Below are 16,956 nucleotides of genomic sequence, written 5' to 3'. Positions count from 1 at the left end.
GGGTTTTTACGGCTTTCCGACTATCTTTGTGGCTATGAGCACTTTACAAAAGAAGATCCAAAACCTGGCAAAAACTTACGCGGCTGAGTTTATTGATATTCGCCATCATTTACATGCACATCCTGAACTGAGCTACCAGGAATTTGAAACTTCCCGTTTCGTTCAACATAAATTAACTGAGTTTGGTGTCCCCTATTCTGTAATGGCCCAAACCGGTGTGGTGGGTTTAATAAAAGGAAAAAACCCCGATAAAAAAGTGGTTGCTCTGCGGGCCGATATGGATGCCCTCCCCATTACCGAGCAAAACGACGTTCCTTATAAATCAAAAAATGCAGGCATCATGCATGCCTGCGGTCATGATGTTCATACCACCTGCCTGTTAGGTGCCGCCAAAATTTTACAGGAGCTTAAAGAAGAATGGGAAGGAACCGTAAAATTGATCTTTCAACCCGGAGAAGAAAGAAATCCCGGTGGCGCCAGCATACTCATTAAAGAAGGCGTGTTGGAGAATCCCAAACCACAGGCCATTTACGGCTTGCATGTGCATCCACAACTGGAGATTGGCAAACTGAGTTTTCGCGGCGGCCAGGTAATGGCCAGCGCCGATGAAATTTATATAACCATCAAAGGGAAAGGCGGTCATGCCGCTGCTCCGCATTTAACGGTTGATACCATTCTCATTGCTTCACATCTTATAGTTAGCCTGCAACAGATCATCAGCCGCAACCGCAATCCATTGTCGCCGTCGGTGTTATCGATCTGTTCTATCCAGGGCGGACATACCACCAATGTTATCCCCAGCGAAGTTAAACTGATGGGCACCTTCCGCGCACTGGATGAAGAATGGCGTTTTAAAGCGCATGAGCTCATCCGCAAACAGGCAACCGAACTGGTTCATAGTATGGGTGCTGAAATTGACCTGCACATCGACGTAGGGTATCCTACTGTATACAATAACGAAAAACTGAATGGCATTGCCCGCTCACTGGCTGAACAATACATGGGTAAAGAAAAAGTAGAAACGACCGAAGTACGTATGGGCGCTGAAGATTTTGGTTATTATACCAATCATATACCGGGCTGTTTTTACCGGCTGGGTGTAATGAATGTAGCCAAAGGAATTACTTCGGGCGTACATACGCCAACATTCAACATCGATGAAAGCGCTATTGAAACCGGCATGGGCATGATGGCCTGGCTGGGCGGCAGTACGGAGTTTTAATACAGGAATTACCGGCAGTATGTATATCCTTATGCCATATACCGGTAATTTTATTTTACTCAATTTTTGTCACCTGCGCTAACTCTCCTTTATTAAACAACCAGATCTCCTTAATGCTTCCCTCGTTGTTACGATGGAACTCGAACCTTGCTTTTCCTGATTTAAAAACATCTTTGAACACCGGTTGTATTTCAATGGCAGCATTGCTGCCAATGGTCATGAACAAACTGCTGTCTTTTAGGAACACAGTTACCTGATCGCTGTCTTCTTTACGCCACTTGTAAATTCCTGTATAGGCTGCTTTATCAGACATGGGCATTTGTATGACGGGCAATTCAGCAAAAGGTTTGTCTAATGGTTGATGATAAAGAACGTTCACCGCATTCCTGACAATAGCACCCACCGAATTATTATTGGCATTGCTCAATGCGATAACGCAAATATCATCTTGTGGAAAACGGTTGATATTTGATTTATAACCGGGAATGTTTCCATCATGAGATACACGCAGTTTACCGTACAAAGAATCAACGAACCAGCCATAGCCATATCTGCCTTTATCCCTTTTATAAGCGGCAGACAATGAACTTTCAGAAAGGAACTTTTTTCCCTGCAATGCTTTATGCCAGATGTACAGGTCATTCACTGTACTGTAAATAGCTCCGGTTGCATACGAAACAGATGGATGCACTGCGAAAGAAGCGCGTTGAAAATTCTTATAATACATCATATAGCCAGTGGCCTTCCGTAAATCATTGCTTTGAGGAGGGCCATAGCTGGTATGGTCCATGTGCAGCGGTTTAAAAATAATGGTTTCAAGGGCCGCCCCATAAAACATACCGGTCAGTTTTTCTATGATGTATCCCAGTAAGGTATAGCCCGAATTGCTGTAGCGAAAAGCACTACCCGGTTCAAAGTCGAGCGGTTTATCTTTGAAAAAGGCGATCATTTGCTCGAGGGTCTGCGGTTTTGACTGATCAATAGATTGAAATTTTTTATCCTGCAAATAATCAGGAATGCCGGCTGTTTGGGTTAATAACTGATGGATAGTGATCTTTTCTCCATTGGGATAACCCGGATAATATTTATTGAGCGCATCTGAAACTGACAATTTCCCCTGCTGCTGTAGCTTCAGAATGATTGCTGCTGTAAATGTTTTGGTAATGGAAGCTATATTAAAAATGGTATGCTCGTCGTTCGGTATCTTTTGTTCGGCATGGCAATACCCATATCCTTTGGAAAACAATACTTTTCCACCTTTCGCAATCAGTATGCTTCCGTTAAACTCAGCATTATCAAAACTTCTGGATACAAGGCTGTCTATTTGCCTCACTTCATCCTGAGCCATCATTAAACAGAAACAGGAAAGGTTCAGCAGGAAAAGGAATAATACTTTTTTCATTGATCAGTTTTATTAATTAACGATCATATCGAACCGGGACGAAAAAACAAAGATCCGGTCAACGGGAAAAGAAGGAACTGTCTTCTTTTCTTCCTGCTTTTCCTTTTGAATGACTACTGAACGTTTGCGGGTTTCAGCATCCGGGTTGCGGGTGCCTGCAACGATTGTCAGCAAAATGATAGCTAATGCAAGCAGCAGGTGTTGCATATAAATTAATTTAAGGCGTTAATATTCTTATCTCAAAGCTTAAGGGAGGATTAAAGTGGTACAACTTTATAATGATCTGTTCACCCTTTCTCTTTCCGGGTAGCCATATCCCAAAATGCAATCAGCAGTACCCCTGCAAACCAGATGAGATCAAATACCTGTGCGTTATAAATAAAGCCTGCCTTTTTCTGAAAATCGGGCACAAAAAATATCGCAGGGTACATGTACGGATAATAATACAATTGCTCCCACTGATGGATCATAAAGCCTGTTATCAGCAGCGCTAACCCAATACCAACCGGAATAATAAAATTCCGGAAACGCAGGCTTAACCAATATTGAATAGAGGTAATGGCCAGTACAGAAAAATAAAGTTTTGCTGTTAATGCAAATAATGTTTTCCAGGGAACCGGATTATCAAAAAAGTAATATCCTTTTTGAAACAGGTTTACCGCACAGGCCGTTACAATAATGAATGCGTTAAACAGGATAAATGCAAGAAGGATCAGCGTATGAATAACAATAAACCGCGACATAAAGATGTCGGCCATACTCCGGGGCGAAGCATATACCTGTTTCCAGGTGTTATTCTTATATTCTATCTGCACTACCAAACTGGTTACCAGTATTACAAACATTGGTAACAGAAAAAAGGAACCGGCCTGCCAGTCATCATTAATGATCCGCAGCCAGGGGTCTTTTTTAAACACTGGTATAAAATGATCGGGGCGCGCCAGCAACCTTATAGAACTTACTATGGGAACAAAGGCAGCGCCAACAACTGTTAACCAAAACGCAGCCGTACGCCTGCTTTTTAAAAATTCGGCCTTTGTATTAAGTATAAATGAAGCAACCATATTATTGGGCAGTAATTTGAATAAATAAATTTTCCAGGTCGTTTTGGGTAACAGCCAGTTGGTATACATCCACCCCCTGTTGCACCAGTAATTTGTTCAACAATGCCGATTGTTCCCTGCTTTCATAATTCAACAACAGCCTGGTGCCATTTACCTGCTTTACCGCAAATTGTTCCTGTAATACCTGTTGCGCTTTTACGGCATCATTTACTTCAATTTCAATAGCCGATTGTTTTGATTTCAGGTTTTGCAATTGCTGCAGGCTTCCCTGAAACAATAACTTTCCTTTGTTAATGATGGCTACATGCGTAGCCATTTTTTCCACTTCGGCCAACAGGTGACTCGACACCAGAATTGTTTTTCCGAATTCGCGGTTTAGTTTCCTGATCAGTTCCCTTGTTTCAATGATACCGTTGGGGTCTAACCCATTGGTAGGTTCATCGAGGATCAGCACTTCAGGGTCGTGCAATAAAGCAATGGCAATGGCCAGCCGTTGCTTCATACCCAGCGAATAGCTTTTAACTTTTTTATTGGCGGCATGTTGCAACTGTACTAATTGCAGCACTTCATCGATACGACTTTTATTGACCTGGTACGTTATTCTGAAAACTTCCAGGTTCTCTTTTCCGGTCAAATGCAGATAAAGAGAAGGTTGTTCAATCAGGGAACCTATGCGGCGCAATATGCCGATGCGGTTTGCCTGAAAAGGCTTGCCAAACAGGGTTATATCACCCTGCTGCTTTTTTATTAATCCCAGGAGCAACCGCAAGGTGGTGGTTTTACCCGCTCCGTTGGGACCTAAAAATCCATATATGCTGCCACCTGGTACCTGCAGGTTCAGATCATCCAGGATCTTTTGACCGGTTTGAAAAGCAAAGTTCAGTTGCCGGGTTTCAATAATTGATGATTGCATAATGGACTACTTTAAAGCTTTAAGGTTCCTGCCCGAAAGGGCGATGGTAGAATTATCATCATAATTCAGCGTCATTTTTTTCACCAGGGCATTTTTGCTATCGAGACTGGAATGAGCCATTGAAAGGTTAAGATCATTTATAATCGCATGGTCGTCGAGATCAATATTTGCGAACCCGCCATTTATAAGCAATTGATTAAAATAAGTAGTCTTATTATCAGCCCAGCTAATACCGAATGAAGAGTTCTTTGTCAAAGTAACAGTATAAGATGGCGCATGTGCAGAATCAAGGGCGCCCTTTGCATAAACATTGCAGAAAGCTGTTTGTATCTGTACTGAAACCGGCAGATATAATTTAACATTCTGACGGTTCCGCGTCCCTCCTGCCATGGCATTATTTGTTAAAGTGCTATCGCCATTTATTATCAATGTATCATTCACCACCTTATAGGATAAGGTGCCGCTTCTGCCTTCCCGCATTTCAATTCTCGGTGTATCAGAATTTATGAGGTCACAACTACCCAGCGCAATTAAGGACACAAATTTTGTTGGCGGCACATTTATTTTGACATGGTCATAATAATCATCCCGGTTAAAGGTCACATATTCACCCCGTTTATACTTTGCATATACCATCAACTGAACAATTGTTGTGAGTAGGATGATGATCGAAAAAATTCCCAGTAATAATTTATTGCTTGTTTTCATAACTGATTTATTATGTCACGCAAAATGTTGTTTTTTAAATTTTTCAAACCGGGGCTTTAGCTCATCCGGTTCCATACCCAATAAGAACATGGTGCGGAAAACCTGGGGCAGGTCTTTCTCCACGAAATCATTCTTGCGGTAAGTTTGTGCATTCTTTATTGCAGCTTGAGACACGAAATAACCAATGCCCCGCTGGTTATGAATAATTTCCTGTTGTTGAAGAAAATCATAGGTGCGCATTACAGTATTGGGATTCACTTCTAACTGCACCGCCAGTTCCCGTACAGAGGGGATACGCTCTTCAACTTTCCATTCCTTTAGCAAGATCTTCTCGCACACATAGTCCGCAATTTGTAAGTATATAGCTTGCGATTCACGGAATTGCATATCTTTTTTAATTTAAGCGTTAAACTTCTTTTTCTTTCAGCCTGAAATAAGTAACTACCCATAAATAAGGAGCCAGGGAATACTTGATCAAAAAAATCAGCATTGAACTCAACCATTCGGGTAGCTTTATACTTAACGATCCTTTTGTTTCATCAAATACCCGGTAAGCGGTAAATGGCTGAAAAAAGCCACCTTGTGGCATAAACAAGCCCAACACCTTATGTACAAAGAAAACCAGGATCAAAAACACAACCAGTCCCGAAACGAGGGTCTTTATATACTGGAACCGGACAAAATATACTGAACCCAGGAGGAAAATAGATTGAGCAGCAAAATAAGCGAGCAGGAAGTAAATAAAGATATTATCGCCATCTTTCCAGGAAACAAACACATTAGCTACTTTCTCTGCAGGATATGGCGTTTTATTTTCCTGTTCCGCAACTGTTTTGAGTATACTGTTCGACAATTGGACCATAGGAAAATCAACGACGTAATAAATTACGGTATAGCAAATAAAATATAAGATGACCCCAAATAATAAAGCCGTTAATAATTTCTCCAGTATAGAGGCGGGTAATAATAAATATTGAATGCCTTTCGGACCATCTGACAAGTCACTAAATATTAAACTGGCATACAAACAGCCGGTTAAAAACAAGCCCACATAATAGGTAATAACCTGAATCTCTCCCGATATCGGGTGATCGCCATTAACCATCATCAGAAATGAATACCACAGTATCAATAAACCACCAATAGCGCCTAATGAAAGCAGGTACTTTTTTTTATTCTCATTCCAGTGTTTGCTGATATATAATGACCAACGTTTCAAATAAAAAACAGAATTCATAGCAATAGTTTAAGCGTTAAAAACAGATTGAATGGCATTGCCATTTAGAACAATGGCCTTGTACAGTAACTCTAGGTCCATTTTGCTTTCATCACCCTGGGTATTACGGGTAATAACAGCGCTTCCGCGCAAAGAAGGTTCGCGATACAAAGCCTGTTTTATTTCATCACTGTCGAAAGAGATGTGGAACGATAACCTGCGGGTAATGTTATCAACCGTTTGATCGAACAATATGCGGCCTTCATCAATAATGGTTACCCGGTCAATGAGGCTTTCGAGGTCCTTCACCTGGTGCGTACTTATGACAATGCATTTGTTTTCATCGAGGCCACCGGCAATCACTTTGCGGAACTGGCTTTTGCTCATGATATCGAGGCCGTTGGTAGGTTCATCCATCAGCAATACCGAAGTATTGCAGGCCAGGCCAAAACTGATCAGCACTTTCTTTTTTTGGCCATAGCTCATTTTTTGCAAGGTGGTTGAGCGGGGAATATCAAACTCGGTGATATACCGGTTAAACTGGTCTTCGTTGAACTTGGGGTAAAAAGGGGCATGGTATTTCACCAGGTATTCAATTGGCACATCGGGCAAATGGAATTCTTCGGGCACCATAAATATGTCCTGCAGAAAAGCAGGCTGCCGTTTACCGGGGGTAAACCCAAGCACATTAACGGTTCCCTGCTTCGGAAACAACAACCCGGCCATATTCTTCAACAAGGTCGATTTGCCCGTTCCGTTCTTGCCCAACAAGCCATAAATATGACCGGCTTCCAATTGTAGACTGAGCCCTGTAAATATCTTTTTCTTCCGATACCCAAAATGAAGGTTTTGGATCTGTATCATGTTTGGCGTTTTAGTGTACTAGTTTAATAGTACACACAAACATACAGGCTTTTTCCGGATTTCCAAATTAAGGGGTGAAAAAATGTGATGAGCGGGGAGGGTTAGCCGTTTAAATTGCAAAAGCCGGCTTACATAATATAAGCCGGCCCTTTTTATTTTCTACTTTATTACTTCGGTAAATACCTTTGTACCAATCCAAAAACATAATCATTTTTAAACTTATAATTGCCAACTATCAGTACCCACCCAGTATATTGGGAATGAACCACTTCCATGCTTCCGCTTTTGCCTCTTTTATAGACGACTATAAAAGCATAAACATCATTAGCTTTTGCAATATTGACTCTTATGGAGTTACCAAGATTATCCAGAGTTACATTCAGGCTGTCGAGTATTGCACGATCTGAAATGGTTATCATTTCCCCCTGAGCTCCCCCATAGGTAATTTCTACTTTGCTGATCGGCCCTATGCTTCTGATCAGGTTGTAAGAATCTTCTCCCTTACTGTAAACAATAATATACCCAACTATCAAAGTAACCACCAGAAAAGCGCCAAGAACAGCTACAACAATTGTTGATTTTTTCATCTTATGAAGATCCTGGATTTTTTACATCCCCTGAAATATATTCAGCAAATGCTTTATAGCCCCGGGCGAATGCAAAGCTTGCATTTGATTTAGCGTAATGGTGGTTATTTCGCCTGCCCGTTGGCACATTTGCTTTTCAAAATTCGCTATGGCCGTTTTCAGATCGGGATATTTGCCGTTTGTAAAGCATTCACTTAACTCAAGGGCATCGAGCATGGCCATGTTAACGCCCTCCCCTGCATAGGGCGGCATGCGGTGCGCCGCATCGCCCAGCATGGTTACATTACTTAATGCTTCCCAGTGTTGACCGGGCGGATAATGATACATAGGTCGCGGTACAAAGTATATTTCATCGGTTGCAAACAGTTCATGCCAAAGCATACTCCAATCAGCAAACCGTTGTTTGAACCAGACAAAAACGGATGCTCTGTTGTTGAAGTCGATGCCACATTCATTGATCCAGCCTTCCTGTTCCCAACAACCTGTGCAAAATGACAGGCAGCCGTCGCCTTTTGCGCTTAAGATGATCGACTTGTCTTTTCCCAATGCAAACACTTTTCCTCCCTTTACCAGGGCATGCAGTGCAGGTGCATTCTTTTCAGCATGGTAAATATTGCCTTCCACCATCATGATGCCTGAATACACCGGCCTGCTATTACTTATGTAAGGCCTGATCTTTGAATTGGCTCCGTCGGCGGCGATCACGATATCGGCATAAACGCTTTTTTCATTTTTGAAAGTAAGCAACCATCCTCCGTTTTTCGATTCCATTGAAATAAACTGGTGATCCCACAAGATGGTGCCAGGCTGCAATGAATCTATAAAAATATCACGCAACGGGCCTCTGTCTATTTCGGGTCTGAAGTATTCATTTCCAAAACCGATATCCTTTGGCTGTGCATGCTCATCCAGGAAAAGCGCACCTTCTTCATTGACCACCCGCAATGTTTCTGCGCCAGGCCGGTAGTTCTGTTTGAATTGCTCTATCAACTCCGCCCTTTCAACAGCTTTCAAACCCGACTCATCATGCAGATCTAATGTAGCGCCCTGTTGTCTTGCATATTTGTCGGCATCCCGTTCAAATACCTGCACGTTGGCGCCTTTGAGTTGTAACAGGCGGGCAAGCGTAAGTCCGCCCGGACCGCCACCTACAATGGCAATCTTCTTATCCTTTATTAACATAACCCCAGATTTAGTTTAATAGTGCAAAACTATTTCGGTGGCAAGGTTGAAAATTGTACAAATCGGTCGTTTTGATTGCGGCTAAGCTCCCTGGGCGAAACGCCAGCTAACTTCTTAACGGCTTTGATAAAATGCGATTGATCGGCAAAGTTTTGTTCGGGAAACAACTTACCCTCGCTGATGTGGTGAAACGAAGCCCGGAAGCGAAGGATATCACAATACGCTTTTAAGGATATGCCGTATTGCTGGTTAAAATACCGGTTCATTTGGCGGCTGCTCCAAAACACTTTTTCGGAAAGCGATTTTACGGTAATGGCTCCGTTTGCGGCATATAATGATTCAAAAAGCAGCTGTTTTCTGCTATCTATCTCTGTGGGTAACAAGGTATGTATCTTTTGAGCAGCTTTTTTACAGAAGCTATCAAACTCATTCAGATCGGCAGCGCAAAAATCCCAAAAATCAGCAGGCAGTACCGTTACATTATTAGTTAAATGGGCAACAGGCTGATGTAGTATATATTCTGTAGCCGGCAAATTAAAACTGACTGCAAAGATCACCGTTTGTGCCACTATGGTAGCCTGTTCAGGTTGCGTGCCCAGTCCCATTAATGTAACATGAAAAGGCTCAGTGGCCGAACGGGAGAAGAACAGGTCGATTTTACCATCGGGCAATACAATCACCTTTTTATCATCGGCCGATGCATTGTGCAGCATCCAGAAACTATCCACAAAAAAGGAATGCGATGGCGATGGTTTTACTGCTTGAACGATCAGTGACATTGACGGTGAATTGTATTTGTATGTCAAAAATAGTTGGTTACATATTCAAAACATCAGCATAATATTTCTAATAAGTTTTGCGATTGTTGAAACGACTGGTTCTGTATAAAAATTCTCCCCGTAAACTTTTTGAGATGTTAACTTAGCACAATGAAAATCGCACTGGCATCGCCTACATTTCCAGCATCTATTGCCGATGGTTTGGCGTCTATTGAACAACTATCGAAAAAAGCAGCGTTACAAGAAGCAGCCATCATCTGTTTCCCAGATATTGATCCTGGCAAAGCTACAGGTCTGCTTGCCAAAAGGTTCAAAAATGAGTTGTTCTTTTAATAAGGGTCAATTGACATTTTTATCGTTTAAATAAAACCAGTTTTAGCAACCTTCTGTTCCAAATCTGCCTGCAAAATCCATAAATAAGTCCCCAATCTTTGCGCTTAAACCTAAAAACAAGCAACACGCCGCCTGAAAACCATATTTAACAGATTTATCTCATATATTACCCTTCAACCCTGCAGCAATTTCCTTAACCCGTTTTCCCGTAAATTGCGCGCCAATTGTTTTTGTAAAAACTCACTATGAATTGCCCCATGCTAAAGTTTACTCATTGATAAACAATGCAATAACTTTTTCATGGAAACAACCGTCCCGGCACACGCCGCGACCTGGAGAAACCTAAATAATAACTTGATGAAAAAAGAACTGCGTAAGGAATCCGCATTAGAGTACCACGCCAAGGGCCGTCCTGGCAAAATTGAAGTGATCCCAACTAAAGAAGCAAAGACCCAACGTGACCTCTCGCTTGCCTACTCACCCGGCGTAGCTGAGCCCTGTCTTGAAATTCATGCCAACCCCGAATCTGTTTATAAATATACCGCCAAAGGAAACCTGGTTGCCGTTATCAGTAACGGTACCGCTGTACTGGGTTTGGGCGACATTGGCCCCGAAGCCGGTAAACCCGTAATGGAAGGTAAAGGGGTATTATTCAAAATATTTGCCGACATCGATGTGTTCGATATCGAGATCAATGAAAAAGACCCCGAGAAATTTGTTCAGATTGTTAAAGCCCTGGAACCCACTTTCGGCGGCATTAACCTCGAAGATATAAAAGCCCCCGAATGCTTTTACATTGAACAGGAGCTGAAAAAGCAAATGAAAATTCCGGTGATGCACGACGACCAGCACGGTACCGCCATCATCAGTGCCGCCGCCCTGCTGAACGCCCTGGAATTACAAAAGAAGAAGATCGAAAAAGCCAAATTCGTGGTGAATGGCGCCGGCGCCGCCGCCATTGCCTGTATAAAATTATACGAAGCACTCGGCGCTGTGCGTGAAAATATTCTCGTATTCGATAGTAAAGGCCTTATTCACGAAAGCCGCACCGACCTCGATGTGCTGAAAAAAGAATTTATTTCCAAAGGAAAGAACTTAACGCTTGAACAATCGCTCGAAGGTTGCGATGTGTTCATCGGTCTCAGCAAAGGCAATGTACTATCACAGGAAATGGTTAAAAGCATGGCCAAAAACCCCATCGTGCTGGCCATGGCCAACCCCGACCCTGAGATCACTTACGAAAATGCTGTTGCCGCCCGTAAAGATGTGATCATGGGTACCGGCCGAAGCGATTATCCCAACCAGGTGAATAACGTACTGGGCTTCCCATTCATCTTCCGCGGCGCCCTTGATGTACGCGCCACACAGATCAACGAAGCTATGAAACTGGCCGCGGTTAAAGCCCTGGCCGAACTGGCCAAAAGCCCCGTTCCCGATATCGTGAACATCGCTTACAACGAAAAAAATCTGTCATTTGGCCCGGCCTATATTATTCCCAAACCACTCGATCCCCGGTTATTGAGCACCGTTGCACCAGCTGTTGCCAAAGCCGCTATTGAAAGTGGTGTTGCGCAAAAGATGATCACCAACTGGGAAACATATGCCATTGAGCTTGATAAACGTCTTGGCCTCGACAACCAGTTAATGCGCGTACTGGGCGCCAAAGCCCGCCGCAATCCCAAACGCCTGGTGTTTGCAGAGGCTGACAACATTAAAATATTAAAATCGGCCCAGATCGCTTATGATGAGCGCATCGCTTATCCCATTTTGTTAGGTGATGAGAAGGCGATCAGGCAGATGGCATTGGATAACAGCATCGACATCGATGATATGCCAATCATTGACCCGCGTAATGATGAGTATGAAGAAAAGCGCAAACAATACGGCGAACTCTTCTTCAAAAAACGCCAACGCAAAGGGGTGAACCAGTATGAAGCCACCAAAATGATGAAAGACCGTACCTATTTCGGTTGCATGATGGTGGAAAATGGCGACGCCGATGCGGTGATCTCAGGTTTAACCCGCAACTATGCCGATGCCATTCGCCCGGCACTGCAGGTGATCGGGATGGAAGAAGGTGTAAAAAAGATCGCCGGTATGTATATGCTGCTTACCAAAAGAGGTCCGTTGTTCCTGGCCGATACTACCGTGAACTTAAACCCCACGGCTGAAGAATTGGCCGATATCACATTGCTGGCCGCCAAAGAAGTGCGCAGCTTTAACCTGATGCCCCGCATCGCCATGCTGAGCTACTCCAATTTCGGCAGCAGCGATACGCCCGAAGCGCGGTTAGTAGCCCAGGCAAAAGACATCGTAAAACAAAAAGACCCCACTATTATCATAGATGGTGAAATGCAGCCCAACATCGCCTTTAACCAGGAGATCCTGCGCGATAATTATCCGTTCAGCGAGCTGGTTGACCAGGAAGTGAATACCCTCATTTTCCCCAACCTGGCCGCAGGTAATATTGCCTACAACCTGATGAAAGAAATTGGTGGCGCCGATGCAGTAGGTCCTATTTTGCTGGGATTGAAAAAACCAGTGCATGTGTTGCAACTGGGAAGCTCGGTACGCAGCATCACCAACATGGCGCTTATTGCCGTTATTGACGCCCAGTTAAAATGCGAGAATTCAAACCAGGAATCGGCTAAAAAGCCGGCCTGGTGGAAGAAGAAATAAGGTTCCACAACCCTCCGCCAGCTGGCAGAGGGGGGAAGGTTGAAGGTAGAAAGTTGAAGGCGCTGTTTTCGACTTTCATCCTTCAACCTTAATTTTTCTACCCCTACTTTTAAACCTTGTATCATAAACTCTTGTTTTTCACCGTTAAGCTGTATTTTTACACTATTGCTTAAATCTCATGACTTTATTTACAGAGTTTGGCCGTTACCTGTTGATGATTAAAGGAATGTTTTCGAAACCTGAAAACTGGAAAATGTATTGGAAAGAGCTCATGCACCAATGCAATGAAATAGGTATCGGTTCATTAGGTATAGTGGTTATCATTTCCGCATTCATGGGGGCTGTATCTGCCTTACAAACAGCTTATCAGCTGGTTAGCCCTGTAATTCCAATGAGTACCGTGGCACAAATTGTTCGGGATACTGTTATCCTGGAGTTTGCCCCTACCCTGGTGTGTATTGTACTGGCCGGCGTGGTAGGCAGTAAAATAGCCAGTGAACTGGGCAATATGCGGGTGAGCGAACAAATAGATGCCCTGGAAATTATGGGTATTAACACCAAAGCCTACCTGGTTCTACCCAAAATACTGGCTGCCCTTATCGTGATACCCCTGCTGGTGGTAGTTTCCGCCGCATTGGGCATTTATGGCGGACAACTGGCATCTACTACCGCAGGTATTTTGTCGCCCGCCCAATATGAAACAGGGTTGCTGCAATACTTTCAGCCATATAATGTGTTCTTCGCCCTGGTAAAAGCCTATACCTTTTCATTCATCATTTCCAGCATTCCCGCCTATTACGGTTATCATGTAGAAGGCGGCGCGCTGGAAATTGGCCGGTCGAGCACCAAGGCCGTGGTGGTAAGTTGTGTGAGTATTTTGGGCGCCGATTATGTGCTGGCCGCTTTATTGTTGCACTAATGGTTAAACACCCTGTTTGCGGCAGCGAATAAGGCGAAAAAACGGTCAATAAAAGTAGAACTAATACAACTTTAATAAGTTATAGCTGTTAATGTACCCGGTTACCCGTAGTGTGAGGACAGGGATCCGTAGCATGAATTCATAAACCATGATCGAAGTAAAAAACATAAGGAAAGGATTTGGCGAGAAAACTGTTTTAAACGGTGTAAGCGTTACCATGCATCCGGGTAAATGTAACCTCATTATCGGCGCAAGTGGTAGTGGTAAAACGGTTTTTATGAAATGCATGGTGGGTTTGCTGGTACCCGATGAAGGCGAGATCTGCTACAACGATAAAGACTTCAACAAGCTGAACGACGAGGAAAGAAAAGAGATCCGCCAGCAGATCGGGATGCTGTTTCAGGGTTCGGCGTTGTTCGATAGCTTAACGGTTGAGCAAAACATCATGTTCCCGCTGAACATGTTTACCCGTGACAGTTATGCCACCAAGCTCAAACGCGTGAACGAGGTGCTTGATCGCGTAAACCTGAAAGACGTTAACAAAAAATTTCCTGCCGAGCTCAGTGGAGGTATGAAAAAAAGGGTGGGTATTGCCCGGGCCATCGTGTTAAACCCTAAATACCTTTTTGTAGATGAGCCCAACTCGGGCCTCGATCCGCAAACCTCACTGGTTATCGATAAACTGGTTAAAGAGATCACACTCGAATACAACATCACCACCGTGGTGAATACCCACGATATGAACAGCGTAATGGAGATCGGCGATCATATCATCTTCATGTTCCAGGGCAAAAAAGAATGGGAAGGCAGCAACAAAGAGATCATTTTTAACAAGAATGAGCGCTTGAACGAATTCATTTTTGCCTCCGAGTTCCTTAAAGACGCCAAGGATATGCGTATGTTGGAGCAAACCGGTAAGATCGATGAGAACCGGGATATGGATAAGTTAATTAAATAGTAATACGGGGGCCCGGCTATAAATTATCTATAAAGCGCCTGTTGCGTCGCACACTTGTACGCCAGGCCCGCTATTCAGCCCAAACCGGCTATTTCCTGCCATCCCTGTTGCCCATTGGCCCTCCGCAAACGTTCCCGGAACTTTCCCCCGCTCAATAGCAAATCGGCGCATTAGCACATTGGCACATTGGCCATTATCCCCTATTTTTGCACACCCGATAAATGTCGGGTATTAAAATTCCGCTGATGAGTATTTTAGTAAACAAACAATCAAAGATCCTGGTGCAGGGCTTTACCGGTACAGAAGGTACCTTTCATGCTACCCAAATGATAGAATATGGTACCAATGTAGTAGGTGGCGTTACACCAAACAAAGGAGGCACATTGCATTTGGACAGGCCGGTATTTAATACCGTAGCGGAAGCAGTAAAGGAAACCGGGGCCAATGTGTCGATCATATTTGTACCACCGGCTTTTGCATCCGATGCTATTATGGAAGCTGCCAATGCCGGCATTGAACTGGTAGTGTGTATCACCGAAGGTATTCCCGTGCAGGATATGGTGAAAGCCAAATTATACCTGCAAGGCACTAAAACCCGCCTTATTGGGCCTAACTGCCCTGGTGTTATTACCGCCGGTGAATGTAAAGTAGGTATTATGCCAGGCTTTGTATTCAAAAAAGGAAAGATTGGTATCGTATCAAAATCAGGTACACTTACCTACGAAGCCAGCGACCAGGTTGCCAAAGCCGGACTGGGTGTTTCTACAGCAGTAGGTATTGGTGGCGACCCCATCATTGGTACTACTACCCGCGAAGCTCTGGAAATGTTCATGAACGATCCCGAAACTGACGGTGTGGTAATGATCGGTGAAATTGGTGGTGGTATGGAAGCTGAAGCAGCCCGCTGGTATAAAGAGAACGGTAAAAAACCCGTAGTTGGTTTTATTGCCGGTCAAACAGCTCCTCCGGGACGCCGTATGGGTCACGCTGGTGCTATCGTTGGCGGGGCCGATGATACAGCTGCTGCCAAAATGAAGATCATGCAGGAATGCGGTATTCACGTAGTATCGAGCCCTGCTGATATCGGCGCAACAATGGCCAAGATCATCAAGAAATAAGCAACACGCTATTATTACATACAATCACCTTGCAGGTTTTGCCTGGCTGTTACAGCCTTACAAAGCCTGCAAGGTTTTTTATTGCCCCTGAGCGTAGCCAAAGGGTCAAAAGGCGCTATCTGTAATTTTTTATGTACTCCGCCAGCTCCAATTTGGTTTTGCTGAAGGTGAACACACTGTAAACAATAAAGTAATTCTTCGGGTCTGTTGTTCGGCCATACAAGTATTTGGCTAACTCCAGCTTGCTGTTTTCAAACGACAACAGCGAGATCAGCTGTTTGGCCTGCGCCGAAGTAAAGAAGTACTGATCAATACCCGAACGGGCAATGGCCATACGGCTATCGTCGAAATTTTCCTTTCTGATGGTCTCAATGAAAGAAGCAAAAGTGTTGTCAGTTATTGGCCTGGGAATAATAGTAGAGGGCCCCGGCTTTTCGGAATGATGTTCATCCCTGTTGTTTTCCCGGCCATCTTCATCGAACCGGTTATCGGTGATCTCCTGTTCATCGATCAATACCCGGCCAAACCGGTTAATGATCAAATCAACATAATATTTCGGTCGCACATACACGTTCTTTTCGAAAAGAGTTATCCGCTTGCGGGGAAATATTTTTTCAGTATACACTTTTACCTGGTGATAGCCGGGTGTAAAATCACGAAGCACCAGGGCATTGTTGCAATAAGGAAATTCACGGCCATCAATTTCAATCAATACATTCTGACGGCTTAAATTGGTAATACTTAAAATACCGTCATTAAAACCCGCACGTACGGGCAAGGTAAAGGCAAGTAGCATCAAAAGGATCGGGATACACGTTTTTGTCATACTGGATGTTTTTCCTGAGGATAGGGTTCATTGCTTTGATGTATATATAGAACGAAATCCGGGTATTTACGTTGCATTAACGGGAAATACAACTACTCATATTTAATATTACCATATATAAACCATGGCATTGCGTTTGACAATCAAAACACGATTGTATCGTTTACCCCCATGCATCACCGGTGG

18 protein-coding genes are annotated in these 16,956 nt (G+C 43.6%); 6 read left to right on the top strand and 12 right to left on the bottom strand.

The features are described 5' to 3' along the window. Positions 1-34: 34 nt before the first annotated feature. On the top strand, positions 35-1,222 hold the full coding sequence (locus A3860_RS16130; RefSeq protein ID WP_081147754.1) for a M20 metallopeptidase family protein: 1,188 nt from the start codon (positions 35-37) through the stop codon (positions 1,220-1,222). 55 nt (positions 1,223-1,277) lie between these two features. On the opposite strand, the gene A3860_RS16125 is transcribed toward A3860_RS16130, so the two are convergent. From A3860_RS16125 to A3860_RS16075, 11 genes are all read right to left on the bottom strand, one after another. Next, complete coding sequence (locus A3860_RS16125; protein ID WP_081147753.1) at positions 1,278-2,624, bottom strand: serine hydrolase domain-containing protein; 1,347 nt, start codon at positions 2,622-2,624, stop codon at positions 1,278-1,280. Between the two features lie 12 nt (positions 2,625-2,636). Then, positions 2,637-2,831 carry a hypothetical protein gene (locus tag A3860_RS16120; protein WP_081147752.1) on the bottom strand — a complete coding sequence of 65 codons (195 nt, stop codon included), beginning with the start codon at positions 2,829-2,831 and terminating at the stop codon, positions 2,637-2,639. 80 nt (positions 2,832-2,911) lie between these two features. Beyond that, a complete protein-coding gene (locus A3860_RS16115; protein ID WP_158085273.1) occupies positions 2,912-3,688 on the bottom strand; it encodes an ABC transporter permease in 777 nt (258 codons plus the stop codon). A gap of 1 nt (position 3,689) precedes the next feature. Beyond that, complete coding sequence (locus A3860_RS16110; RefSeq protein WP_081147750.1) at positions 3,690-4,601, bottom strand: ABC transporter ATP-binding protein; 912 nt, start codon at positions 4,599-4,601, stop codon at positions 3,690-3,692. A 6-nt stretch (positions 4,602-4,607) separates the two neighbouring features. After that, positions 4,608-5,309, bottom strand: coding sequence for a hypothetical protein (locus A3860_RS16105; protein WP_081147749.1), 702 nt, complete (start codon positions 5,307-5,309; stop codon positions 4,608-4,610). 15 nt (positions 5,310-5,324) lie between these two features. Next, on the bottom strand, positions 5,325-5,696 hold the full coding sequence (locus A3860_RS16100; RefSeq protein WP_081147748.1) for a GntR family transcriptional regulator: 372 nt from the start codon (positions 5,694-5,696) through the stop codon (positions 5,325-5,327). 19 nt (positions 5,697-5,715) lie between these two features. Beyond that, entirely contained in the window at positions 5,716-6,546 is an 831-nt protein-coding gene (locus A3860_RS16095; RefSeq protein ID WP_081147747.1) for a hypothetical protein, read from the bottom strand. A 9-nt stretch (positions 6,547-6,555) separates the two neighbouring features. Next, entirely contained in the window at positions 6,556-7,389 is an 834-nt protein-coding gene (locus A3860_RS16090) for an ABC transporter ATP-binding protein (RefSeq protein ID WP_081147746.1), read from the bottom strand. Between the two features lie 167 nt (positions 7,390-7,556). Continuing rightward, positions 7,557-7,976 (bottom strand): hypothetical protein, encoded by a 420-nt coding sequence (locus A3860_RS16085; protein WP_081147745.1) that lies wholly within the window; start codon positions 7,974-7,976, stop codon positions 7,557-7,559. Between the two features lie 21 nt (positions 7,977-7,997). Continuing rightward, positions 7,998-9,158 carry an FAD-dependent oxidoreductase gene (locus A3860_RS16080; protein WP_081147744.1) on the bottom strand — a complete coding sequence of 387 codons (1,161 nt, stop codon included), beginning with the start codon at positions 9,156-9,158 and terminating at the stop codon, positions 7,998-8,000. Between the two features lie 29 nt (positions 9,159-9,187). Further along, complete coding sequence (locus A3860_RS16075; RefSeq protein WP_081147743.1) at positions 9,188-9,937, bottom strand: helix-turn-helix domain-containing protein; 750 nt, start codon at positions 9,935-9,937, stop codon at positions 9,188-9,190. A 150-nt stretch (positions 9,938-10,087) separates the two neighbouring features. Here A3860_RS16075 and A3860_RS16070 point away from each other — a divergent pair, with 150 nt between their 5' ends. The 5 genes from A3860_RS16070 (at position 10,088) to sucD (ending at position 15,944) form a co-directional block, all read left to right on the top strand. Beyond that, a complete protein-coding gene (locus tag A3860_RS16070) occupies positions 10,088-10,270 on the top strand; it encodes a hypothetical protein (protein WP_081147742.1) in 183 nt (60 codons plus the stop codon). Between the two features lie 357 nt (positions 10,271-10,627). Next, positions 10,628-12,949 (top strand): NADP-dependent malic enzyme, encoded by a 2,322-nt coding sequence (locus A3860_RS16065; protein WP_081147741.1) that lies wholly within the window; start codon positions 10,628-10,630, stop codon positions 12,947-12,949. Positions 12,950-13,127: 178 nt separating this feature from the next. Then, complete coding sequence (locus A3860_RS16060) at positions 13,128-13,868, top strand: MlaE family ABC transporter permease (protein WP_081147740.1); 741 nt, start codon at positions 13,128-13,130, stop codon at positions 13,866-13,868. Positions 13,869-14,016: 148 nt separating this feature from the next. Beyond that, entirely contained in the window at positions 14,017-14,826 is an 810-nt protein-coding gene (locus tag A3860_RS16055) for an ABC transporter ATP-binding protein (protein WP_081147739.1), read from the top strand. A 245-nt stretch (positions 14,827-15,071) separates the two neighbouring features. Further along, the gene (gene sucD / locus A3860_RS16050; protein WP_081147738.1) at positions 15,072-15,944 is read left to right on the top strand and encodes a succinate--CoA ligase subunit alpha; all 873 of its coding nucleotides are present in this window, start codon (positions 15,072-15,074) and stop codon (positions 15,942-15,944) included. A 115-nt stretch (positions 15,945-16,059) separates the two neighbouring features. Here the strand turns inward: sucD and A3860_RS16045 are convergent, their stop codons facing one another. Beyond that, the gene (locus A3860_RS16045; RefSeq protein ID WP_081147737.1) at positions 16,060-16,770 is read right to left on the bottom strand and encodes a DUF4476 domain-containing protein; all 711 of its coding nucleotides are present in this window, start codon (positions 16,768-16,770) and stop codon (positions 16,060-16,062) included. Positions 16,771-16,956 lie beyond the last annotated feature (186 nt).

Source organism: Niastella vici (assembly GCF_002077945.1).
Lineage (GTDB): Bacteria > Bacteroidota > Bacteroidia > Chitinophagales > Chitinophagaceae > Niastella > Niastella vici.
Note: the sequence above shows the minus strand (reverse complement) of the source record. Positions and strands in the feature narration are given on the sequence as shown.